This window comes from Streptomyces sp. ISL-100 (assembly GCF_018614615.1).
In the GTDB taxonomy this organism is placed as follows: Bacteria; Actinomycetota; Actinomycetes; order Streptomycetales; family Streptomycetaceae; genus Streptomyces.
Map to the genome: position 1 here is coordinate 19,638 of NZ_JAGGOK010000080.1, position 21,012 is coordinate 40,649.

General features: G+C 71.4%; 19 protein-coding genes and 1 pseudogene. 10 read left to right on the forward strand and 10 right to left on the reverse strand.

Translation table 11 applies throughout. The features are described from left to right. Window positions 1-36 precede the first annotated feature (36 nt). Window positions 37-1,659 (forward strand): alkaline phosphatase, encoded by a 1,623-nt coding sequence (locus J7E89_RS32740; RefSeq protein ID WP_214978718.1) that lies wholly within the window; start codon window positions 37-39, stop codon window positions 1,657-1,659. 107 nt (window positions 1,660-1,766) lie between these two features. Continuing rightward, window positions 1,767-3,218: a GNAT family N-acetyltransferase gene (locus J7E89_RS32745; RefSeq protein ID WP_214978780.1), complete on the forward strand. Its 1,452-nt coding sequence runs from the start codon at window positions 1,767-1,769 to the stop codon at window positions 3,216-3,218. Here J7E89_RS32745 and J7E89_RS32750 read toward each other — a convergent pair. Continuing rightward, entirely contained in the window at window positions 3,100-4,347 is a 1,248-nt protein-coding gene (locus tag J7E89_RS32750; RefSeq protein ID WP_214978720.1) for a PLP-dependent aspartate aminotransferase family protein, read from the reverse strand. The genes J7E89_RS32745 and J7E89_RS32750 overlap by 119 nt on opposite strands. Before the next feature lie 59 nt (window positions 4,348-4,406). On the opposite strand from J7E89_RS32750, the gene J7E89_RS32755 reads away from it, so the two are divergent. The 4 genes from J7E89_RS32755 (at window position 4,407) to J7E89_RS32770 (ending at window position 8,534) form a co-directional block, all read left to right on the forward strand. After that, on the forward strand, window positions 4,407-4,928 hold the full coding sequence (locus tag J7E89_RS32755; RefSeq protein ID WP_214978722.1) for an Lrp/AsnC family transcriptional regulator: 522 nt from the start codon (window positions 4,407-4,409) through the stop codon (window positions 4,926-4,928). Between the two features lie 49 nt (window positions 4,929-4,977). Further along, the gene (locus tag J7E89_RS32760; RefSeq protein WP_214978725.1) at window positions 4,978-6,669 is read left to right on the forward strand and encodes a DUF885 domain-containing protein; all 1,692 of its coding nucleotides are present in this window, start codon (window positions 4,978-4,980) and stop codon (window positions 6,667-6,669) included. Between the two features lie 98 nt (window positions 6,670-6,767). Then, window positions 6,768-7,652 (forward strand): ATP-grasp domain-containing protein, encoded by an 885-nt coding sequence (locus tag J7E89_RS32765; RefSeq protein ID WP_214978727.1) that lies wholly within the window; start codon window positions 6,768-6,770, stop codon window positions 7,650-7,652. Between the two features lie 84 nt (window positions 7,653-7,736). Beyond that, window positions 7,737-8,534, forward strand: coding sequence for an ATP-grasp domain-containing protein (locus J7E89_RS32770; protein ID WP_214978729.1), 798 nt, complete (start codon window positions 7,737-7,739; stop codon window positions 8,532-8,534). Window positions 8,535-8,550: 16 nt separating this feature from the next. Here the strand turns inward: J7E89_RS32770 and J7E89_RS32775 are convergent, their stop codons facing one another. Then, a complete protein-coding gene (locus tag J7E89_RS32775; protein ID WP_214978731.1) occupies window positions 8,551-9,057 on the reverse strand; it encodes a rhodanese-like domain-containing protein in 507 nt (168 codons plus the stop codon). Window positions 9,058-9,151: 94 nt separating this feature from the next. Between J7E89_RS32775 and J7E89_RS32780 the strand changes: the two genes are divergently transcribed. Continuing rightward, window positions 9,152-9,598, forward strand: coding sequence for an Lrp/AsnC family transcriptional regulator (locus tag J7E89_RS32780; RefSeq protein WP_214978733.1), 447 nt, complete (start codon window positions 9,152-9,154; stop codon window positions 9,596-9,598). Here the strand turns inward: J7E89_RS32780 and J7E89_RS32785 are convergent. The 4 genes from J7E89_RS32785 to J7E89_RS32800 all read right to left on the reverse strand — a co-directional run bounded on the left by J7E89_RS32785 (window position 9,588) and on the right by J7E89_RS32800 (window position 15,554). Next, window positions 9,588-13,019 carry an AAA family ATPase gene (locus J7E89_RS32785; protein ID WP_214978735.1) on the reverse strand — a complete coding sequence of 1,144 codons (3,432 nt, stop codon included), beginning with the start codon at window positions 13,017-13,019 and terminating at the stop codon, window positions 9,588-9,590. The two genes, J7E89_RS32780 and J7E89_RS32785, sit on opposite strands and share 11 nt — an antisense overlap. Further along, on the reverse strand, window positions 13,016-14,185 hold the full coding sequence (locus tag J7E89_RS32790; RefSeq protein ID WP_214978737.1) for an exonuclease SbcCD subunit D: 1,170 nt from the start codon (window positions 14,183-14,185) through the stop codon (window positions 13,016-13,018). Before J7E89_RS32790 ends, J7E89_RS32785 begins: the two co-directional genes overlap by 4 nt. A gap of 156 nt (window positions 14,186-14,341) precedes the next feature. Beyond that, entirely contained in the window at window positions 14,342-14,968 is a 627-nt protein-coding gene (locus J7E89_RS32795) for a YigZ family protein (protein ID WP_214978740.1), read from the reverse strand. Window positions 14,969-14,999: 31 nt separating this feature from the next. After that, complete coding sequence (locus J7E89_RS32800; RefSeq protein WP_214978742.1) at window positions 15,000-15,554, reverse strand: DoxX family protein; 555 nt, start codon at window positions 15,552-15,554, stop codon at window positions 15,000-15,002. A 221-nt stretch (window positions 15,555-15,775) separates the two neighbouring features. Here J7E89_RS32800 and J7E89_RS32805 point away from each other — a divergent pair, with 221 nt between their 5' ends. After that, window positions 15,776-16,174, forward strand: a complete 399-nt coding sequence (locus J7E89_RS32805; protein WP_214978744.1) for a CoA-binding protein — start codon at window positions 15,776-15,778, stop codon at window positions 16,172-16,174. Between the two features lie 249 nt (window positions 16,175-16,423). On the opposite strand, the gene J7E89_RS32810 is transcribed toward J7E89_RS32805, so the two are convergent. Then, window positions 16,424-16,978, reverse strand: coding sequence for a YbaK/EbsC family protein (locus J7E89_RS32810; protein ID WP_214978746.1), 555 nt, complete (start codon window positions 16,976-16,978; stop codon window positions 16,424-16,426). Window positions 16,979-17,145: 167 nt separating this feature from the next. Then, complete coding sequence (locus tag J7E89_RS32815; RefSeq protein WP_214978748.1) at window positions 17,146-17,892, reverse strand: DapH/DapD/GlmU-related protein; 747 nt, start codon at window positions 17,890-17,892, stop codon at window positions 17,146-17,148. A 144-nt stretch (window positions 17,893-18,036) separates the two neighbouring features. Here J7E89_RS32815 and J7E89_RS32820 point away from each other — a divergent pair, with 144 nt between their 5' ends. Beyond that, window positions 18,037-18,582: a gamma carbonic anhydrase family protein gene (locus J7E89_RS32820; RefSeq protein WP_214978750.1), complete on the forward strand. Its 546-nt coding sequence runs from the start codon at window positions 18,037-18,039 to the stop codon at window positions 18,580-18,582. Window positions 18,583-18,598: 16 nt separating this feature from the next. Here J7E89_RS32820 and J7E89_RS32825 read toward each other — a convergent pair whose 3' ends face one another. Both J7E89_RS32825 and J7E89_RS32830 read right to left on the reverse strand, forming a co-directional pair. After that, window positions 18,599-19,300: a DedA family protein gene (locus J7E89_RS32825; RefSeq protein WP_214978752.1), complete on the reverse strand. Its 702-nt coding sequence runs from the start codon at window positions 19,298-19,300 to the stop codon at window positions 18,599-18,601. Between the two features lie 132 nt (window positions 19,301-19,432). Further along, window positions 19,433-19,866 (reverse strand): annotated as a pseudogene (locus J7E89_RS32830) (DUF4442 domain-containing protein). Between the two features lie 109 nt (window positions 19,867-19,975). Here J7E89_RS32830 and J7E89_RS32835 point away from each other — a divergent pair. Beyond that, window positions 19,976-21,004 (forward strand): hypothetical protein, encoded by a 1,029-nt coding sequence (locus tag J7E89_RS32835; protein ID WP_214978754.1) that lies wholly within the window; start codon window positions 19,976-19,978, stop codon window positions 21,002-21,004. Window positions 21,005-21,012: the final 8 nt, after the last annotated feature.

A 21,012-nucleotide genomic window follows, 5' to 3' on the forward strand; every position in this document is an offset into this window, starting at 1 on the left:
GCATGCTCGGACCGAACCGTCACTGGAGGCGCATCGATGCCGTACCGCCGACCGCAGAGCCGATCGCAGAGCCAGTCCCCCGACCGACGCACCGTCCTGCGCGGCTCACTGGCCGCCTCGGCGGCGCTCGCCCTGCCCGCCACCGCAGTCGGAACCACCGCCGCCGCGCCCGCCCAGGCGCTTTCCGGCCGCCCCCGCGCGGCGTGGGGCGTACAGACGGGTGATGTCACCTGCTCGTCGGGGCTGGTGTGGGTACGGTCCGACCGCCCGGCCCGGATGATCGTGGAGACGTCCGCGACCGAGTCCTTCCGCCACTCCCGCAGATGGCACGGGCCGCTGCTCGGCCCCGGTACGGACTTCACCGGAACGACGTCACTGCGCGGACTGCCGGCGGGCGAGCAGGTGCACTACAGGGTCACGCTCGCCGATCCCGACGATCCCCGGCGCACCGGGGAAGCGTTCCAGGGAACGTTTCGTACGGCATCCGTCAAACGACGCGACGGTGTGCGCTTCCTGTGGTCGGGCGACATCGCGGGACAGGGGTGGGGCATCAACCCCGACATCGGCGGCTACCGCGTGTACGAGGAGATGCGACGCCTCGACCCGGACTTCTTCCTGTGCAGCGGCGACACGGTTTACGCGGACGGCGTCATCCAGCCGAGCGTGACACTGCCGGACGGCCGGGTGTGGCGGAACATCACCACCCAGGAGAAGGCGAAGGTCGCCGAAACGCTGGACGAGTTCCGCGGCAATTTCCGCTACAACCTGCTGGACGAGAACGTACGCCGTTTCAACGCGCAGGTTCCCTCGATCGTGCAGTGGGACGATCACGAGGTACGCAACAACTGGTACCCCGGTCAGATCCTCGACGATGCCCGCTACACGGAGAAGAACGTCGACGTACTCGCCGCGCGGTCGATGCGCGCGTTCAGCGAGTACTTCCCCCTTTCCACCCTCCCCGCGCGCGGGGAGGGTGGAAAGGAGAACGACGGCCGCGTCTACCGGGTGGTCAGGCAGGGGCCCCTGCTCGATGTCTTCGTGCTCGACATGCGGACGTACCGCAACGCCAACTCGCCCGGTCGGCAGCCCGACGACGCGACCGGGATCCTCGGCGCCGAGCAGCTGGCCTGGCTGAAGCGGGAGTTGTCGCGCTCCCGCGCGGTGTGGAAGGTGATCGCCTCCGACATGCCGCTGGGGATCGTCGTCCCGGACGGGGCCGCCAACTTCGAGGCGGTCGCGCAGGGCGATCCCGGTGCGCCGCTGGGCAGGGAGCTCCAGATCGCTGAACTCCTGCGTCACATCAAGCACGCCCGTATCACCGGCACCGTGTGGCTCACCGCCGATGTGCACTACACATCAGCTCAGCACTACGACCCGTCCCGCGCGGCGTTCAAGGACTTCGCTCCCTTCTGGGAGTTCGTGTCCGGGCCGCTGGCCGCGGGCGGCTTCCCGGCGACCCGGCTCGACGCCACCTTCGGCCCGGAGCAGGTCTTCCTGAAGGCACCGACGCGCGCCAACGTCTCCCCCATGGAGTCCCCGCAGTATTTCGGCGAGGTCGAGATCGACGGCGGGAGTGGTGAGCTGACGGTGCGGCTGCGCGCCGAGGGAGGCGTGGTGTTGTACAGCAAGGTGCTTCGGCCTGGCCGGGTCGGACTCTAATTTGATTGAAAACGGTCACTAACTGCCCAGAAGCACACTTAACCCGTCAGTCACAAAGCGTTCGTGATCACGCAACACCGCTCGGTCACAGTGGTGCCATGACCAACATGACCGAAGTGACCAAGAGGGCCCGCCGCACGCACCACTGGCGGCGGGATCTCGTCGAGCTCGCCGCCCTGTTCACGGCGGTGGCCGTCGCCGACGCTGTCGCGAACATGATCGTGCACGGACCGGACGGGCGGTACCTCCTGGTGATCTCGGCCGTGGTGCTGACCGCCACGGCCGGGTTCCACACCTGGTGGGCACGACGGCACAGCCATGCTCCGCCGCCGGCCGGTGCTGGTACGAGCACCGCCGGCACGAGGACCGCCGGCACGAACGCCAGCACGCCCGGCACCGGAACCCCCGCCCCCGAAACCGCCCTGTGGCGCATGCGTACCACCGTCAAGGACGCGCCCGGCAGCCTCGCACTGCTGTGCACCGCCCTGGCCCGGCACCAGGTGGACATCCTCACCCTCCAGACCCACCCGCTCGCCGAGGGCACCGTCGACGAGCTGCTGCTGCGCGCCCCCGCCACGCTCCAGGCCGCCCAGCTCACCCGTGAGGTCGCCGCAGCCGGCGGCACCGACACCTGGCTGGAGCGCGCCGACGCCCACGACCTGGTCGACGCCCCCACCCGGGTGCTCGGCCTCGCCACCCGCACCGCGCTCGACGCCGCGGAACTGCCGCTGGCCCTGCGCCAGTTGCTCGGCCGCTGCACAATCCATTCGCTGCCCGCGACCACCCTCACCGGCCGCCCCACCGGCGAGACGGCGCCGGTGGAGGGCGTACTCGACGGTACGGTCATGAAACTGCGCGACCCGTCCGGTGGGGCCATCACCATCGAGCGCCACTATCTGCCCTTCACCCCGACCGAGTTCGCGCGCGCCCGCGCCCTCGTCGAGCTCGACGCCCGCCTCGGCCCGCGCATCCCCCGCAGCGAGGACGTCCTGACCCTCCCCGAGGGCAACGAGATCACCGTCCGCAGGGCGGGACTCGACGACCTCGCTGCCGCCCGCGCCATGCACGACCGCTGCGGCGACCGCACCCTGAGCCTGCGCTACCACGGCCCGGTGGGCGACGCCGACCGCTACCTCAGCCACCTCCTCAGCCCGCGCTTCGGCCGCACCCTCGCCGTCCAGACCGCGTCCGGCCGCCTCGTCGCCCTGGGCCATCTCCTCTGGGACGGCGACGAGACCGAGGTGGCGTTGCTCGTCGAGGACGCGTGGCAGCGCCGCGGCATCGGCTCCGAGCTGCTGCGACGCCTGGTGGCGCTCGCCGTCGAGGCGGGCTGCGAGAGCGTGTACGCCGTCACCCAGTCGTCCAACACCGGCATGGTCGCGGCCATGCGTGGCCTCGGCCTGCCCCTCGACTACCAGATCGAGGAGGGCACGCTGGTGGTCACCGCGCGGCTGGCTGCGTCGACGGCGACCGTACGACCGCGTCCCGCCCAGCAGGCACCGGCGCAGGCACCGGCACGGCAGCCACAGACACCGGCCGGGCGCCCCCAGCAGCGCTGAGCGCCTCGCACAGATCCCGCCACAGATCCTCAACGTCCTCCAGCCCGGCCGACATCCGCAGCAGCCGGTCGCTGACCCCCGAGGACCGCCGGTCTCCCTCGGCCACAATGCGGTGGCTGATGGAGGCCGGATGCTGGATGAGCGAGTCGACGCTGCCGAGACTGACGGCCGGCGTGATCAGCCGTACGCCCGCGATCACCGCATGCGGATCGCCGTACACCTCGAAGGCCACCATCGCGCCGCCGAGCTTCGGGTAGTGCACCCGCGCCACCCGCGGATCGGCGGCCAGCCGCCGGGCCAGCTCGGCCGCCGTCGCCGATTGCGCCCGCATTCGTACGGGAAGCGTGGAAAGCCCGCGCAGCAGCAGGTATCCGGCCAGCGGATGCAGCACGCCGCCGGTCGCGAACCGCACCTGACGCAGCTGACGCGCGATCTCCTCGTCGCACGCCACCACCCCGCCCAGTACGTCGCCGTGTCCGCCCAGGTACTTGGTCGCGCTGTGCAGGATGATCCGCGCCCCGTCCTCCAGGGGCCGCTGGAGAACGGGCGTCGCGAAGGTGTTGTCGACGAGCAGCGGCACCGAACCGCAGGACCGCGCGACCGCCCGGATGTCCACCTCGGCGAGCGTCGGATTGGCCGGCGTCTCCACGATCACGAGGCCGGTGTCGGGGCGTATCGCGTCCGCGATGCCGGCCGGATCCACCCAGGTCACCTCGGTGCCGAGCAGTCCGGCGTTCAGCAGGTGGTCGCTGCAGCCGTACAGCGGCCGTACGGCGACGACGTGGCGCAGGCCCGTGCTCGCCCGTACGAGAAGTACGGCGGTGAGCGCCGCCATGCCGCTGGCGAACGCGACCGCGCTCTCGGCGCCCTCCAGCCGCGCCAGGGCGTCCTCGAAGCGGGCGGTGGTCGGGTTGTCGAGACGGGAGTAGACGGGCGGGCCGTCCGGCCGCGCGCCGGTGGCGGCGAACTCGTCGATTCTGGCCGCCTCCCCCCGGCTGTCGTACGACGGATAGGTGGTCGACAGGTCGAGCGGCACTGCGTGCACGCCGAGCCTCGCGAGGTCTTCGCGGCCGGCGTGCACGGCTTCGGTGGCCAGGGCCCGGGGTGTGGTCGAGGCGTCGGCGTTCATGACATGACTCTGAACAGCTACCGGGAAGTAGGGTCGGAACTCCGTGTTACGTTCGGGCCATGGTCGAATCTGTCGTACTTGACCCGGTCGATCTGCACATACTGCGCCTCCTGCAGAACGACGCGCGGACCACCTACCGCGAACTGGCCGCCGAAGTCGGAGTCGCGCCTTCCACTTGCCTGGACCGGGTGACGCGCCTGCGCCGCTCAGGGGTGATTCTCGGCCATCAACTGCGCCTCGACCCCGCCAAGCTCGGCCGCGGCCTCGAAGCCCTGCTGCTGGTCCAGGTTCGCCCGCACCGGCGCGAGCTCATCGGCCCGTTCGTGGAGCGCGTCAGGGCGCTGCCGGAGACGCGCGCTCTCTTCCATCTGACCGGGCCCGACGACTATCTCGTCCACGTTGCGGTGACGGACACGGCGGACTTGCAGCGGCTGGTTCTGGACGAGTTCACCTCGCGGCGCGAAGTCGCCCGCGTGGAGACCCGGCTGATCTTCCAGGCCTGGGACTGCGGACCGCTGCTGCCACCGGCTGCGGGGGCGCCGGGAGCGGCCGGAACCAAGGCGCCGATGTCAGGCCACTGACCCTCGAACGGTAGTGACGCGGAGGCCTTGCCCGTACGAGGATGTCGGCATGTCAGTCACTTCGAGCAGCCCGCTCGCCCTCCCCCGTCAGGTCGCCGACGCGTACGTCGACGCACTCATCGCCCTCGACCCGATCACCGGCACGTACCTGGGGGTGAGGGAGAGCTCCCGCAGCCTGCCGGACTTCTCACCACAGGGGCAGAAGGCACTCGCCGAGCTGGCCCGCACCACACTCGCCGAGCTGGACAAGGCGCAGGAGCTGCCGGGCGCGGACAGTGACGTCGAGCGGCGCTGCGGCCGGCTGCTCCGCGAGCGGCTGACCGCCGAACTCGCCGTACATGAGGCCGACGAGAGCCTGCGGGCCGTCAGCAACATTCACTCCCCCGCGCACAGCATCCGTGGCGTCTTCACCGTGACGCCGACCGAGACCGACGAGGACTGGGCGGCCGTCGCTGAGCGGCTGCGCGCAGTGCCGGACGCCCTTGAGGGCTACCGGGCGTCGCTCGCGCTCGGTCTGGAGCGGGGGCTGCTGGGCGGTCCGCGCGCCACTGAGACGTTCATCGGCCAGCTGACCGAGTGGGCGGGAGACGGGCGCGGCTGGTTCGAGGAGTTCGCGGCAGCGGGACCCGATTCGCTGCGCGCCGAGCTGAAGGGGGCGGCCCGCGGCGCCACCGGGGCGGTCGCCGCGCTGCGCGACTGGATGCGCAATGTATACGGTCCGGCCGTGAAGGGGGCGCCCGACACCGTGGGCCGCGAGCGGTACGCCCGCTGGTCGCGCTACTTCAACGGCACCGACCTCGATCTGGACGAGGCGTACGCGTACGGCTGGTCCGAATACCGCCGCCTGCTCGGCGAGATGAAGACCGAGGCGGAGAAGATCCTGCCGGGCGCGGCCACGCCGTGGGAAGCGCTGTCCTGGCTCGACGAGCACGGTACGCACATCGATGGCGTCGAGGAGACGCGGGTCTGGCTGCAGGGCCTGATGGACGAGGCTATCGAAGCGCTCGACGGTACACACTTCGAACTCGCCGAGCGGGTACGGAAGGTGGAGTCCCGCATCGCTCCCCCCGGCAGCGCGGCGGCGCCGTACTACACCACACCCTCCGAGGACTTCTCGCGCCCGGGCATCACGTGGCTGCCGACGATGGGCGAGACCAGCTTCCCGGTCTACGACCTGACGTCGACCTGGTACCACGAGGGCGTTCCCGGGCACCACTTGCAGCTCGCGCAGTGGGTGCATGTCGCGGACCAGCTGTCCCGCTACCAGGCGTCGGTCGGCATGGTCAGCGCCAACGCCGAGGGCTGGGCGCTCTACGCGGAGCGGCTGATGGACGAGCTGGGCTTCCTCGGCGACGCGGAGCGCAGGATCGGCTACCTGGACGCGCAGATGATGCGCTCGACGCGGATCATCGTGGACATCGGCATGCACCTGGAGCTGGAGATTCCGGCGGACTCCCCCTTCCACCCGGGCGAGCGCTGGACTCCGGAACTCGCGCACGAGTTCTTCGGGATGCACAGCGGCCGTCCCGCGGACTTCGTGGAGAGTGAGCTGACCCGCTATCTGTCCATGCCCGGCCAGGCGATCGGCTACAAGCTGGGCGAGCGGGCGTGGCTGCTGGGCCGGGAGAACGCCCGTAAGGCGCACGGCGACGCCTTCGACGCGAAGGCGTGGCACATGGCGGCGCTGTCGCAGGGCTCGCTGGGCCTCGACGACCTGGTGGAAGAGCTGTCGAAGCTCTGACCACTGCTTGCGCGGGGGTACGTAGGCGGCCGGGCTCCAGCCGGTTTCATCAGCCCGGCCGCCGTCACGCGAATCCGCACCGACAGGGAGTTTCTTTCATGAGCACCGGCTATCTCTTCTGCTGCGACCCGCTCGGTGCGAGACGCCCCGACCCGGTCTTCGCCGAAGAGGTCGCGGTCGCGCGGCGCGCCGGCGGGGAAGCCGCGCTCCTGGACCACGACGCTCTGCTCGCCGGGGACACGGAGGCGGCGCTCGCGCGGGTGGCGCGTGGATCCGGTCCGTACTGGTACCGGGGTTGGATGATCCCCGTGTCCCGGTACGAGGAGCTGGCACGCGGCCTGTGGGCGCGCGACTGCGAACTGCTCACTCCCGCCTCCGACTTCGGCCGCGCGCATGAGCTCCCCGGCTGGTACGACGTCTTCGCGGAGCTCACGCCGCGCAGCGTCTGGCGCGCGATTCCGTACGGAGAGCCACCCTCCGCACCGGAACTCGCGGCGCTCACTGCCCCTCTCGGCCCCGGCCCCGCGGTCGTCAAGGACTTCGTCAAGTCGCGCAAGCACGAGTGGGACGAGGCGTGCTTCGTCCCCGCGCTGGCCGACGCGCAGAAGGTTTCGGTGGTCGTACGCCGCTTCTTCGAGCTTCAGGGAGACTCGCTCGCGGGAGGCCTCGTGGTGCGGGAGTACGAGCCGTTCGTGCCGGGCGGCGAGGCGCGCGTCTGGTGGGTCGACGGCGAGCCCGTACTCACGACGGCGCATCCGGACTCCCCCGCCGAGCTTCCCGCGCCGGACGTCACCGCTGTACGCCCCGCCGTGCGGGCACTCGGCTGCCGCTGGGTGACGACTGATCTGGCGCTGCGCGAGGACGGGGTGTGGCGGGTGGTGGAGGTCGGCGACGGCCAGGTCAGCGGCCTGCCCGCGGGGGCAGACCCGTACGCGCTGTACGACGCCCTCACCCGCGCCGGAAGCCATCTTCCGAGTCGATGACCTGGCCGGGGGTCCCACCCACCAACGCGCGGAGGGGGCGAAAACCACTACCCCCACCTCCACCACATGCGGCAGCCTTACCCCATGCCCACTCCCCTACGCACCCTCGCCCTGTCCCCGCGCGTCACCGCGACCGGTGACGCGCTCGCCGCCGCCGCCCGCCGGCGCGGCCTGGGGTGCGAGACGCTGCGCGAGTGGCGGGCACCGGAGCGGCCGCACGGCATCACGTCGCTGTACGCCGGGCCACTCTTCGCCGACGCCGTCTCCGGCGGTCTCGGGCTCGGTCTGCTGGAGCCGGCGACGGACTGGCTCGCGAAGCTGCCGTACGAACTCACCCGCCGGCACATCGAGTTCACCACGGTCGCCCGGGCCCGCGCGCTACGCCGTCCCGCCTTCGTCAAGCCGCCGAACGACAAGAGTTTCCCGGCGCGCGTCTACGCGGACGGCAGCGGGCTGCCGGGCCCCGACGCGGTGGACGACGACACTCCGGTGCTGGTCAGCGACATCGTCGCGTTCAGCGCCGAGTACCGGCTGTTCGTACTGGACGGCGAGGTCGTGACCGGCAGCCGCTACGCGGTGCGGGGCGGCCTCGACGTCGTACCACTGGAGGAGGACACGCTCCACGCGCAGGTGCTGGACTTCGCGTCGCTGCTCCGCACGCCCGGCGTTCCGCCGCTGCCGAGTGCGGTCGTCGTGGACGTCGGTACGGTCGACGGGCGGTGGGCCGTCGTGGAGGCCAACGCCGCCTGGGCGAGCGGGCATTACGCGTGCGACAGCGACGCCGCTCTCGACGTGGTGCTGCGGGCGGCGCGTCCGGCGGCCGAGACGGGGCCACGGGACGCGCGGTTCCTGCGCCCCGTGCATCACCACGTCGTACGGTGAAGCGGCCGGCCGGCCGTCAGCAGCCGCAGTTGTCCGAGCCGACGGGCGCGGTGAGCGGGTCGGCGTCGCGGCGCTCGCGGCCCTCCCAGGTCTCGACCTCGAAGCCCTCGCGGATCCAGTACTCGATGCCGCCGAGCATCTCCTTGACCTGGTAACCGAGTTCGGCCAGGGCGAGCGCGGCGCGGGTGCCGCCGTTGCAGCCGGGGCCCCAGCAGTACGTGACGACCGGCACGGCCTTGTCCAGGAGCCGCTCCGCCTGCGTCGGGATCAGCGCCGTCGGGAGGTGCACGGCGCCGGGGACGTGCCCCTGGTCCCAGGACTCGGTGGAGCGCGAGTCGATCACGACGAAGCCGGGGTCTTCGCCCGATGCGAGGACCGAGGCGACGTCGGACACGTCGGCGTGGAAGGCGAGGCTGGCACCGAAGTACGCGGCGGCCGCGGCGGGGGCGGCCGGCGGGACGCGGAGAACGGCGTTCGCGCTGGTGGCAGGGGTCTGGGCGGTGGTGGCCTGTGTCGTCGTCATGGCTAAAAATCTACGACGAGTGATCACTGCGCTGAAGTGAGATTCCCCGGCTCTTCTCTTGATCTGCCGGTGGATTCCCTGTTGTCTCGGGGACATGACCGGATATTCACCGGACGCCACCGACTGGCGCATCCTGGAAGCCCTGCAACGCGAAGGCCGGGCGACGTTCGCCGAGCTGGCGCGCACCGTGTCCATGTCCCCGAGCGCCGTGACGGAGCGCGTGCGGCGGCTCGAAGAGGCCGGGGTGATCTCGGGCTACACGGCCGTCGTCGAGCAGGAGCAGCTGGGGATGCCCATTCTGGCGTTCGTACGGCTGCGCTATCCGCACGGCAACTACAAGCCGTTCCACGACCTGCTCGAAGTGACGACCGAGGTGCTCGAAGCCCATCACGTCACGGGCGACGACTGCTTCGTCATGAAGGTCGCCGCCCGTTCGATGAAGCACCTGGAGGAGGTCTCGGGCCGGTTCGGCACGCTCGGCTCGGTCACCACCAGCGTCGTGTACTCCTCGCCGCTGCCGAGACGCGCGCTCAGCCGCTGATTCCGGCCGTACGGTGGCGCACCACCGACCCGTGCCGGTCCTTGACGACCTCCAGCTGGGTGGTGACGCGGCGCCGCAGGTCCGCGACGTGGCTGACGATGCCGACGCTGCGGTCCCGTTCGCGCAGGGAGTCCAATACGTCGAGGACCTCGTCCAGGGTCTGGTCGTCGAGGCTGCCGAAGCCCTCGTCGATGAAGAGCGTGTCGAGCCGTACGCCGCCGGCCTCGTCGGTGACCACGTCGGCGAGGCCGAGCGCGAGGGCGAGCGAGGCGAAGAACGTCTCACCGCCGGAGAGTGTCGCCGTATCGCGCTCGATGCCCGTCCAGGCGTCGACGACGTGCAGGCCGAGTCCCGAACGGCCGCGGCCGCCGGCCCGGGCGTCGGAGTGGACGAGGGTGTAGCGGCCGGACGACATGAGCTGGAGGCGGGCGGTGGCGGCTGCCGCGACCTGCTCCAGGCGGGCTGCGAGTACGTACGACTCCAGCCGCATCTTGCGTTCGTTGTCGGCGGAGGTGCCGGCGGTGAGGGAGGCGAGGCGTGCCACCCGCTCGTACTCCTCGCGCAGGGGGCCGAGGCGTCGCGTCTCCTCGGCGGCCTGCTGCGACAGTGCGGTGAGCGCGGTGCGGCACTCGCGGGCGGCGTCGAGTGCGGACGCGGCTTCGAGCAGCCCGCGCTCGGCGGCGTCGAACTCCGCCTGGGCCTGCCGCGGTGCGGCCTGGGGCCGGTCGGCGGCCGCGGCGGCCTCGGGTTCCGCCAACCGGTCGGCGACGGCGGCCTGTTCGCGCTGCCAGTCGTCGATCCGGTGCTGGAGGTCGCGCTGCTCCGCGTCCCCGAGCAGTGCCTGGGCGGCGGCGACCGGCGTGTCGAACCCGGCCTTGAACGCGGCGTCGGCGAGCCGGTCGTCGGCCTCCTTGAGGCGCTGGGCGGTGGCTTCCCCCGCCCGTACGGCTTCCGCGGCCTCACCGAGCACCCGGACGCGGCGCTCCAGCAGGGCGGCATGCGCGGCGACGGTGCGTTCTTCGCCACGGCCGAGGGCCACTTCGGCTTCGCGGTCGGCCAGTTCGCGGTCGAGCGTTTCGCGCTGCGATGTACGGGCGGCCGCCCGGAGCTCGGCCTGCTGCTGCGCTTCGACGCGTCGCGCGTACTCGCGCTCGGCACGGTCCAGCGCCTCGCGGGCGGCGTGCAGGCCGGCGGCGGTGGCGTGCGCCTCGGCGTGCCGGCGCCGCAATTCCTCGACCAGGTCGGAGAGTTCAGCGACGCTCACGTCACCAGGGCGGCCCTTCGCGCCGGTCGTGGCCCGGTCGGAGGCCGGAGAACCGCTGCCGGACTCGCCCGGAGGGGGCGGCTCAGCCGCCGATCGCGCGTACTGGGCCGGGATCCCGGCGCCGGCCTCCCCATGACCACCGGCTCCGCCGGCGCGCGCTTGCCCGTCGGCAGGAGGTCCGGAGGCGGCAGTCCGTTGCGGGAGCACGCTGTCGGCGGTCGGCTCGCCGTTGCGCCCATCGGTTCCGTCCGCGGGCCCGTGTGCGTGCGCCTCGGGGAAAACCGCACCGGCGTCACCTCCGGCCGCGCAACTGGTGGCCCGGCCGGGGCGGGTTGCGGCGGTAACACCGGTCCGCTCGCGCTCGGCCCGCGACGCGTCTGAGGTCGCCGCTTCCACCAGGTCGCCGCCCACGGCGGATCCGCCCGCCTCGGCGCGGGCCGCCGCGTGGTCCTCCCGTACCGCTGCCAGCGCGCGCTCCGCCGTGCCGCGCGCCGCCTCGGCGTTCGTGTAGGCCTCGTACGCCGCTTCTTCCGCCGTACGGTCCACCTGGTCCGCCGCCGCCCGCGCGGGCTTCGGGTGCTCCTGCGAGCCGCAGACCGCGCACTCTTCACCGTCGCGCAGGCCCGCCGCCAGCTCCGCCGCGATGCCCCGCAGCCGGCGTTCCTTCAGGTCCAGCCACGTCTCGTGCGCCGCCACCGCGCTGTCACGAGCCGCCCGCAGCAGGTCCTCGGCGGCCGTCACCCGCTCGGCGAGTACGTCGCGCCGGCGCGCGGCGTCGAGTCTGCGGCGGGCCGGTTCGAGCCGGCCCGCCAGGTGCTCCGCGCGGGTCACCGCGTCCTGCGCCGCTTCGATGCGTTCCTGGCAGCGCCTGCGCGTCGCGTCCCAGCCGGCCAGCCAGTCGGCGGCGTCCCGCAGCAGCTCGTCGTCGGCGCGGGCCTGGCGTTCCAGCGCCGCCCGCTCGCGGCCGATCTCCTCGCTGCGGCGCTCCGCCCTGCGCGCGGCTTCGAGGGCGCCGAGGTCCTGTCGGAGCCTGCGTTCCAGCGCGGCGAGTTGCCCGGCCCCGGTTTCGGCGAGGTCCGGGGGCAGTTCGGCCCGCGACCGCTCCCGGGCCACGACGGCCGCGCGGTGCTCCCGCTCGGCGTCGTCGCGCACCGACAGGGCGGGGGCTACGCGGTCGGCCCGGCGCGCGCGGTCGTGCCGCTCGCGCAGCCGCTCGTACTCGGGACGCCTCGCTTCGAGTACGTCGGCGCGTCGGCGGGCGTCCTCGTAACGCTGCTGGAGAGCGGCCAGTTCACGCTCGGCCTCCAGCCGGCGCCGGGCCTCGGCCTGCCGGCTCCCGGCAGCGGCTACGGCCGACTCCGCGATGTCGAGCCGCTCCTGCGCACCGCTGCGCGCGATCGCGGCCCATTCCCGTACGCCCTCGGCAAGCCCGGGCTCACCGGGCTGCGCGTCCGGCAGTGGCCAGGCTCGCGCGTCCGCGCTGTCGCCCGCCGCCTGCGCCATCCGCTGCGCGACGGCGAGCAGCCGCTCGTCCCCCGCCCGTACCTGTTGCTCCGCCGCCCGGCGCAGTTCGGCGAGACGGTCCTCGACCGCGGCGAAGCGGCGGGTGTCGAAGAGCCGGCCGAGTAGCTTGCCGCGGGCCTCCGCGTCGGCGCGCAGGAAGCGCGCGAAGTCGCCTTGGGGCAGCAGCACCACCTGGCAGAACTGCTCCCGGCTCATGCCGACGAGCTGCGTGATCTCCTCGCCGATCTCCTGGTGGGACCGGCTGAGCGCCTTCCAACCGGCGTCGGGTGTGTGCTCGCGCAGCCGGCTCTGCGCCTTCTCCGTGGTGAAGCCGGTGCCCTTCTTCTTGGGGCGCGGCTGTGCGGGCCGCCGGGTGATCTCAAGCCGCCGCCCGCCCACCGTCAGTTCGAGGCGTACCTCGGTCGGCAGGTCGTGCGGAGCGTGGTCGCTGCGCAGCGAGGCTCCGGGGCTCTGCCGCGCGCCGGGCACGGCGCCGTACAGCGCGTAACAGACGGCGTCCAGGACCGAGGTCTTGCCCGCGCCTGTCGGCCCGTGCAGCAGGAAGATCCCGGCGGCGCTGAGCGCGTCGAAGTCGACTTCCTGGGTGGCTCCGAAGGGCCCGAAGGCCGTGATGTGCAGCGAGTGCAGTCTCACCGGGCGACCTCACGCCTGGTGTCGTCGACGCGTACGTCGTCGAAGGCTCCGAAGAGCACCGTGCGCTCCCGTTCATCGGGGCCGCTGCCGCCGCGCACATGGGCCACGAAGTCCTCCGCGATCTGCTGGTCGTCGCGCCCCTTGAGGCGCTGGGCGTACGACGCGAGGGGGTCCTCGGGGGCCCGCTCGGGATCGAAGACGAGGCTGATGGTGTGCGGGAAGCGCGCGCAGAGCAGTGCCATGGGTTCCGTGGGGCGTACGGGATCGGTGAGCGTCGCCTCGATCCAGGAATCCTCGTGGCGTTCCAGAGAGGGGTCCTCGACCAGTTCCTCCAGGCGCCCGCGGATCCGGGCGACTCGCCTCGGCACGGGGCAGTCGAGCCGCTCCTGTGCCTCGATCTCACCGGTGGGCCCGAGGTCGATCAGCCACATCGTCTTGCGGTGGTCCGCTTCCGAAAAGGAGTACGCGAGCGGGGAGCCCGAGTACCGCACCCGCGCGGTGATGGCCTGGGAGCCGTGGAGGTGGCCGAGGGCGACGTAGTCGACGCCCTCGAAGACACCGGCGGGTACGGAGGCCACGCCGCCGATCGTGATGTCGCGCTCACTGTCGCTCGGTTCGCCGCCCGTGACGAAGGCGTGCGCGAGAACGACCGATCGGGTGCTCTCGGGACGCCCGGCGAGGTCTGCCCGTACGCGCTCCATCGCCGCTCCGATGACCGCTTCGTGCCCCACCTTGGCCACTTTGAATTCTTCGCGCACCAAGGCCGGCTCCAGATACGGCAGCCCGTAGAACGCCACGTCGCCGTGCGCGTCGCGAAGTACGACGGGTGTCGCACAACCGGCGGGGTCGGTACGCAGGTGGATCCCGGCCCGGTCGATGAGCCCGGCGCCGACGCCCAGCCTGCGGGCCGAGTCGTGGTTGCCGGAGATCATGACGGTCGGCACGCCGGCGGCGGCGAGCTGGTGCAGGGCCCGGTCGAAGAGCTCGACGGCGGCCAGCGGTGGCACTGCCCTGTCGTACACGTCGCCGGCCACCAGGACGGCTTCCACGTCCCGCTCGCGGACCGTCGTCACCAGGTGGTCGAGGAACGTGGCCTGGGCGTCGAGCAGGTTGACGCGGTGGAACGACCGCCCCAGATGCCAGTCCGACGTGTGCAGAATCCTCAAGAGACGGCTCCGACCTGCATTTTTACTTCCTCCGCCCCCTGAGCCTGCACCGAATCAGCGCGGACCTGACTGTCAGCACCGACCACGTTAGCGCCGCTCAGCACCTCGCCCACCACGGACCTCAGTTTTCGCCGCTGGGGTCACGCCGGGGGCCGCTCAGGTGTCGCCGTACGCCTCGCCGCCGAGTTCGAACCCGGCGGTGCCGGCCGTGGCGTCGGCGAGCCAGGCGCGGAAGGGCTCGATGTCCGCCTCCGGAAGCCCGACCTCGATCGTGACCGCCTCGGCGTACCGGACGTCGCGCACGACGCGCCCGGTCGCCCGCAGGTCATTCTCCAGCTTTCCGGCCCGCTGGTGGTCGACGGTGACGGTGGCGAGCCGGAAGCGCTGTCTGGTGATCGTGCCGACCGCGTCCAGGGCTTCGCCGACCACTCCCCCGTACGCCCTGATCAGCCCGCCCGCGCCGAGTTTCACGCCGCCGTAGTAGCGGGTGACGACGGCGACGGCGTACCGGACCTCTCGGCGCAGCAGCATCTGAAGCATCGGTACGCCGGCCGTGCCGCCCGGCTCACCGTCGTCGCTCGCCTTCTGCACAGAGGCGTCGGCTCCGATGACGTACGCAAAGCAGTTGTGCGTGGCCGTCGGATGTTCCTTGCGGACGCGCGCGATGAACTCCTGTGCCTCGCGTTCGGTCGCGGCGGGCGCGAGCGCGCAGAGGAAGCGCGACCTGTTGATCTCGGCTTCGTGCACGCCCGCGCGGGCGACGGTCCGGTACTGCTCCTGCATTCGGCCCACCCTATGCGCAGGCCGCAGGGGGTTACTTCCGGAGCAGCAGGATCACGGCCGCGACCACCAGGCCGACCACCACGGCGGCGAAGCCGTACGCGAGGCGGTGATTGCGCAGGCCGGGCAGGAAGCGGTCGACGGCGTACCGGCCGGGACCGGTCAGTGTGAGCGCCACCGCGGCCGCCGTGAGGAGCACTTCGTACTCCACGCCCTCGGGAGCGAAGAAACCGCCGCCCCACTTCACCGCGAGCACGTTGACCATGGTGCCGACGACGGCCGCGCCCGCCAGCGGGGTGAGCAGACCGAACGCGAGCCCGAGGCCGCCGAAGGTCTCGGTGAGGCCGGCCACGACTGCCATCGCCTCGCCGGCCGGGTAGCCGCTCGCGGTGAAGAACTGACCTGTTCCTTCGAGCCCGCCGCCGCCGAACCAGCCGAAGAGCTTCTGTGCGCCGTGGACGGCCATGGTCAGGCCGAGGGCGAGACGGAGCACGAGGAGGCCCGCGTCGTAGCCGTGGAGGGAGGGGGTGCGCCTGTCCACGGTGCTGCTGATGACGGGTACGCCGAGGGTGCTGGTGGGGGGAGTCATGTGAGGGGCTCTCTCCTTGGTTGTCGGTCGTGTGACTGCGCTGGCGCGATACTTGAAACTTCAAGTCACACGTCGCGACGACGATACACATCAGTACAACCTTGAACAACAACGCGCCCGTGAACAGATGGCGTGCCTTCCAGGGAATGCCCGAAGGCCGCCGTCCGTTAGTCGCATGCAGTAGTCACATGCGGTGACCTTTCGACTTCAGGAGGCAGGGCGTGCACGGCGACCCGGCAACGATCCGCAAGATCCTCACGCAGTCCGGCGACACGTGGGCGGTGGTGGGCCTGTCCAACAACCGCTCGCGGGCGGCGTACGGCGTCGCCGAGGTGCTCCAGCGCCACGGCAAGCGCGTCGTGCCGGTACACCCCAAGGCCGAGACGGTCCACGGCGAGCAGGGGTACGCGTCGCTGGCCGACATCCCGTTCCCCGTCGATGTCGTGGACGCCTTCGTCAACAGCGACCTTGCGGGCGGCGTCGCGGACGAGGCCGCGGCGATCGGCGCCAAGGCGGTGTGGTTCCAGCTCGGCGTGATCGACGAGGCGGCGTACGAGCGCACGCGCGCGGCAGGGCTGGACATGGTCATGGACCGCTGCCCGGCGATTGAGCTCAGGTGAACGGGGCCTCGGGTGACGGGGCCCAGACATCACAGTCCCCGGTAGTCCGTGTCAATACCCCATGGGTTTCCAGCCGTCGCCGAAAGCCCTGGGATAGAGCGGATCTGCCGGGGGCCTGGCCAGAGCCAACAAGCGAGTCACGCGGGTCGGCGAACGTCTCCGCCGACGGTGCGGCTCACTCTGGTTTTCTGGTGTATTAGGAATTTTCCTCCCAATTCACCACAAGTCAAGAGTCCGGCACGCCCGAATTCAGATGCCGAGCCCGTCGATGACGACCGCGCCCGGCAGCCCGGCGAAGGCCTTGCCGGGCACGATGAGCTTGCCCCTGCGGCGGCCGCTTCCGATCAGCACCCAGGGGACGCCGGTGACGGCGGAGTCCACGAGCAGCGGCCAGCCGGCGGGCAGCCCGATCGGCGTGATGCCGCCGTACTCCATGCCGGTCTCCCCGACGGCTGTGTCCATCGGGGCGAACGACGCCTTGCGCGCGCCCAGGTGCTTGCGGACGGCGCCGTTCACGTCCACGCGCGTGCTGGAGAGGACCACACAGTCGGCCAGGGTGCTCTCGCCGCCCCGTTTGCCCGCGACGACCACGCAGTTCGCCGACGCGTCGAGCAGAGCGGCTCCGTAGTGCTCGACGAAGGCCGCCGTGTCGGCGATGGCGGGGTCGGTGTCGACGTAGATCAGCTGGTCTGCGGGTACGTCGTTGCTCCACGCGCGCACGGCGTCCGCGACCGGCGCGGTCAGCAGGTCGAGGCAGTCGGGGGCGAAGCAGGCGTGGTCGAACTCTCCGAGAGGTGCGCGCATGCGTCCGACGCTAACAGCCGCCGCGCCGGGGATCGTTGGCCGTCTCAGCGTACGGGCGCCGTCGCCGTGGTGGTGCTCGGCGCGGTCGGCGTCTCGCGACGAACGGCACCTACTCCATAGCAGCCCGGATCGGCCCCGTCACCGTCGCCGCCGGGTGACCCACGGGCTCACTCGGCGGTCTCGGCCTCCAGTTCGGCCAGCGCCACTAGTTGCTCGGGAGTGACGCCCTTGGGGATCGGTACGGGCGCGGGCGTCCGCAGCGGCGGCTGCCAGCCCTTCACCGCGTCCCAGCTGCGTACGACCCGGGCGGGCGCCCCGGCCACCACCGCGTGGTCGGGGACCTCGCCCCGCACGACCGCGCCCGCCGCGACGACGACGTTACGGCCGAGACGGGCGCCCGGGAGGATCACGGCGCCGGTGCCGATCCAGCAGCCCGGGCCGATCTCCACCGGGTCCATGCGGGGCCACTGCTTACCCACGGGGACGTCCGGATCGTCGTAACTGTGGTTCGTGGACGTCACGTACACGAACGGCCCGAAGTAGCAGTCGTTGGCGATGGTCACTGTCGTATCGGCGATGACGTGACTGCCGCGGCCGAGGACCACACCGTTGCCGAGCCGCAGGATCGGGTCGGGGCCGAGGTCCAGGCCGGGCATCATGCCGGCGGTCAGCGTGACCTGTTCGCCGATGATGCAGTGGTCGCCGAGATGGATCCACTCCTCGCCGAACACGGTGCCCTGCGGGAAGGCGAGCTTCGTTCCGGTGCCTATGGAACCGAAGCGCAGCCGCCCCGGGCGCTCCGCGCTGACCGCTCCGGTCCGCTGGACCCAGCTCCATCCGCGGTGTACGGCACTGGTCACCAGGCGGCGACGCCATGCGGACAAAGATGAGAACGTGTTTCTGTTCTTCGGCACCCGCACACGGTAGTCGGCGGGAGGTGGGCGGCTCGGAGTGGCCTGCTGTGATGTTCGCCCCACCCGGCAATCCGTGGGGCGAAGGGCGTCGCTTACGGTTTCCCTGGCGCGGCCGACCGGCACAGAAGAACCAAGGAGCACGCGATGGCAGAGAAGGCTTTGATCACCGGCGTGGGCGGCAAGGAGCCGAGGATCGACGCGTCGGCCTTCGCCGCGCCGACGTCCGTCGTGATCGGGGACGTCACGCTGGGCGCGGGCGCCAGCGTCTGGTACCACACCGTGCTGCGCGCCGACTGCGGACCGATCGTCCTCGGCGCCGACAGCAACATCCAGGACAACTGCACCGTTCATGTGGACCCGGGCTTCCCCGTCACGGTCGGCGACCGCGTCTCCGTCGGACACAACGCCGTACTGCACGGCTGCACGGTCGAGGACGACGTACTGGTCGGCATGGGCGCCACGGTGCTCAACGGCGCGCACATCGGCGCCGGATCGCTGATCGCCGCGCAGGCGCTCGTGCCGCAGGGCATGCGAGTGCCCCCGGGCTCGCTGGTCGCGGGTGTACCCGCCAAGGTGAAGCGGGAGCTGACCGACGAGGAGCGCGAGGGCATCAAGCTGAACGCCGCGATGTACCTGGAGCTGGCCAAGGGCCACCGAGAGGCGCACGCGGACCAGCCGCGGCGGGACTAGCCGCGGCAGGCGGCCGTCATTCGGCGGTCGCCGCGACCTTCTCCGGTGCGGCGGCCTCCGACCGCTCCGCGGCGGCGGACTGCTCCGCGGCAGCCGACCGCGCCTCAGCCTGAGCGGCGGCCTTCTTCGCGCGGTTCTTGAGCACGAGCATCGAGGTCAGGCCGAACAGTACGGCGACGACCAGGCCCAGCCAGGAGAACCGCTTGAGCCACGCCTCGGCGACCACGCCCACCGAGTAGATGACGGCCGTGGTGCCGCCCGCCCACAGAATTCCGCCGAAGACATTGGCGATGAGGAACTTCCAGTACGGCATGCGCAGTACGCCCGCGAGCGGCCCCGCGAAGATCCGCAGCAGCGCGACGAAGCGGCCGAAGAAGACCGCCCACATGCCCCACTTCTCGAACGAACGCTCCGCCATGGCGATGTTGGCTTCGCCGAAGTGCTTGGGGAACTTGCGGCCCAGTTTCGCCAGCAGCGGCCTGCCGCCCCTGCGCCCGATCGCGTAACCGATCGAGTCACCGATGATGGCGCCCGCCGTGGCGCACGCGCCGAGGACGTACGGGTTGATGTCGCCGTGCTGCGAGGCGAGCAGGGCCGAGCTGACGAGAACGATCTCGCCCGGCAGCGGAATGCCCAGACTCTCCAGCCCGATGACGACCCCCACCAGGAGGTAAATGCTGACCGCCGGGATGGTCTCGAGCCACTCCGTGATGTGCAAAGCCGGGTCCTGTCGTCGTGGAAGGTGCGGCTGACCGCCGTGCGCCCCCGTGGCACACGGCGGGCAGCCTACCCGCACCTCGCCATGCCGTGACGGCGTCCGGGAGGTCGCACCCGTCACACCGGGCGAACGTCAGCTGTTGGGACGCAGCGTCCAGACGACCGTCATTTCGCCCGTCACGGCGCCGTCCTCGCGCTGGATGGAGATCTCGACCGGGAACTCGGGGCGCTGTCCGGCGTCGAGCTCCGCGACCACGTCCGCCACCGGGCGGCCGTCGCGGTCGCGGTGACCACGCCCATGGCGAGCTTCTTGTAACCGATCTCCGCCTTCACGGCGAGCGGCACCGCCCGCGACAGCTGGTCACCGAAGGCGGCGATCACGATGGCGCCACTCGCCGACTCGGCGAGGGTGAACATGGCGCCGGCGTGCGGGCCGCCCACGTGGTTGTGGTAGTCGGCCTGGTCCGGCAGACGGACCACGGCACGCTCCGCGGTGGTCTCCAGGAACTCGAGGTTGAGGGTACGGGCCATGGGAACCGTGGCGACGAGCATGTCGCCGACTGACATCTGATCTGCGCTCATGAAGCGCGAGGTTACCCGCGAGTAGGCAAGCTTGGCCATCCCCTCGGGGGGCGGACGTTACGACGGCTGCCGTTCACCTCTATCGTTACTGGCCATGTGGCCAGGACAGCAGCCGCCCGGGGGCGAGCAGAACCCGCAGGACGCGAACCAGAACCCGTACCAGCAGCCCGGTTACCAGCAGCCGGGGTACCAGCAGCCCGGTCACCCGCAGGCGGGATACCAGCAGCCCGGTCATCCGCAGGCCGGCTATCAGCAGCCGAGCCCTTACCAGCAGCCGACCGCGCCCCAGTACGCGCCGCCGATGCCGCCGGGTGGTCCTCGGCCACCGGGCGGCAACGGGAAGAAGACCACCGTCATCGCGATCGTCGCCGCCACCGCCGTCGTCGCGGGGGCCGTGATCACCGGCGTGGTGGTCCTGGGAAAGGACGACAAGGGCGGCTCCACGCAGGCGGGCAACAACGAGACATCGTCGCCGCCCTCCGCCACGCCCGAGGAGCCCTCCGCTCCCGCCTCCTCCGCCTCCCCCGCCTCCCCCGCCGACAATCCGCGCGGCGGCTCGGCCGAGGGGGCCGAGCCGACGATTCCCGGCTGGAAAGTCGTGACCAACCCGAAGTACGCCACTCGCTTCGACGTACCGCCGGAGTGGGAGGTGAAGTCGCCCGGGCAGAGCATCAGCTTCACGGACGACAAGGACAAGCCGCTCATCTCGGTGTCGGCACCGGCGTATTTCAAGAGCGGATGGTGCGGCAAGAGCACTCTGCTCGGGGCCGCCGGGACCCGGGGCGCGAACGGGGCGAGCACGACCGGCCCCGAGGCCGAGAACGTGGCCGGCGGATGGGTCTTCGCCGGTTACGACCAGGAGGAGACCGGCACGTTCAAGATCTCCAAGGCCACGCCGTTCACCGCCAAGTCCGGGCTCAAGGGCAGCGTTTCCGTCGCCACCGTCACCGGCGTCAAGAAGAAGACCAAGTGCGACACCGACGGCAAGTCGATCGCCTTCGCCTTCAAGAACGCCAACGGCGACTTCGCCGTCTGGAGCCTGTTCACCTCGAAGGGCGTCAAGGACGAGCTTCCGGACGCGACCATCAAGCAGATCCTCGGCACCGTCCGGCTGGCCGACTGACCCCGCAC

Coding starts and splice junctions, on each gene's coding strand:
- J7E89_RS32765 (WP_214978727.1), top strand. CDS start 6,768: ATGAGCACCGGCTATCTCTTCTGCTGCGACCCGCTCGGTGCGAGACGC.
- J7E89_RS32760 (WP_214978725.1), top strand. CDS start 4,978: ATGTCAGTCACTTCGAGCAGCCCGCTCGCCCTCCCCCGTCAGGTCGCC.
- J7E89_RS32755 (WP_214978722.1), top strand. CDS start 4,407: ATGGTCGAATCTGTCGTACTTGACCCGGTCGATCTGCACATACTGCGC.
- J7E89_RS32835 (WP_214978754.1), top strand. CDS start 19,976: ATGTGGCCAGGACAGCAGCCGCCCGGGGGCGAGCAGAACCCGCAGGAC.
- J7E89_RS32745 (WP_214978780.1), top strand. CDS start 1,767: ATGACCGAAGTGACCAAGAGGGCCCGCCGCACGCACCACTGGCGGCGG.
- J7E89_RS32820 (WP_214978750.1), top strand. CDS start 18,037: ATGGCAGAGAAGGCTTTGATCACCGGCGTGGGCGGCAAGGAGCCGAGG.
- J7E89_RS32795 (WP_214978740.1), bottom strand. CDS start 14,968: ATGCAGGAGCAGTACCGGACCGTCGCCCGCGCGGGCGTGCACGAAGCC.
- J7E89_RS32775 (WP_214978731.1), bottom strand. CDS start 9,057: ATGACGACGACACAGGCCACCACCGCCCAGACCCCTGCCACCAGCGCG.
- J7E89_RS32770 (WP_214978729.1), top strand. CDS start 7,737: ATGCCCACTCCCCTACGCACCCTCGCCCTGTCCCCGCGCGTCACCGCG.
- J7E89_RS32740 (WP_214978718.1), top strand. CDS start 37: ATGCCGTACCGCCGACCGCAGAGCCGATCGCAGAGCCAGTCCCCCGAC.
- J7E89_RS32800 (WP_214978742.1), bottom strand. CDS start 15,554: ATGACTCCCCCCACCAGCACCCTCGGCGTACCCGTCATCAGCAGCACC.
- J7E89_RS32780 (WP_214978733.1), top strand. CDS start 9,152: ATGACCGGATATTCACCGGACGCCACCGACTGGCGCATCCTGGAAGCC.
- J7E89_RS32810 (WP_214978746.1), bottom strand. CDS start 16,978: ATGCGCGCACCTCTCGGAGAGTTCGACCACGCCTGCTTCGCCCCCGAC.
- J7E89_RS32750 (WP_214978720.1), bottom strand. CDS start 4,347: ATGAACGCCGACGCCTCGACCACACCCCGGGCCCTGGCCACCGAAGCC.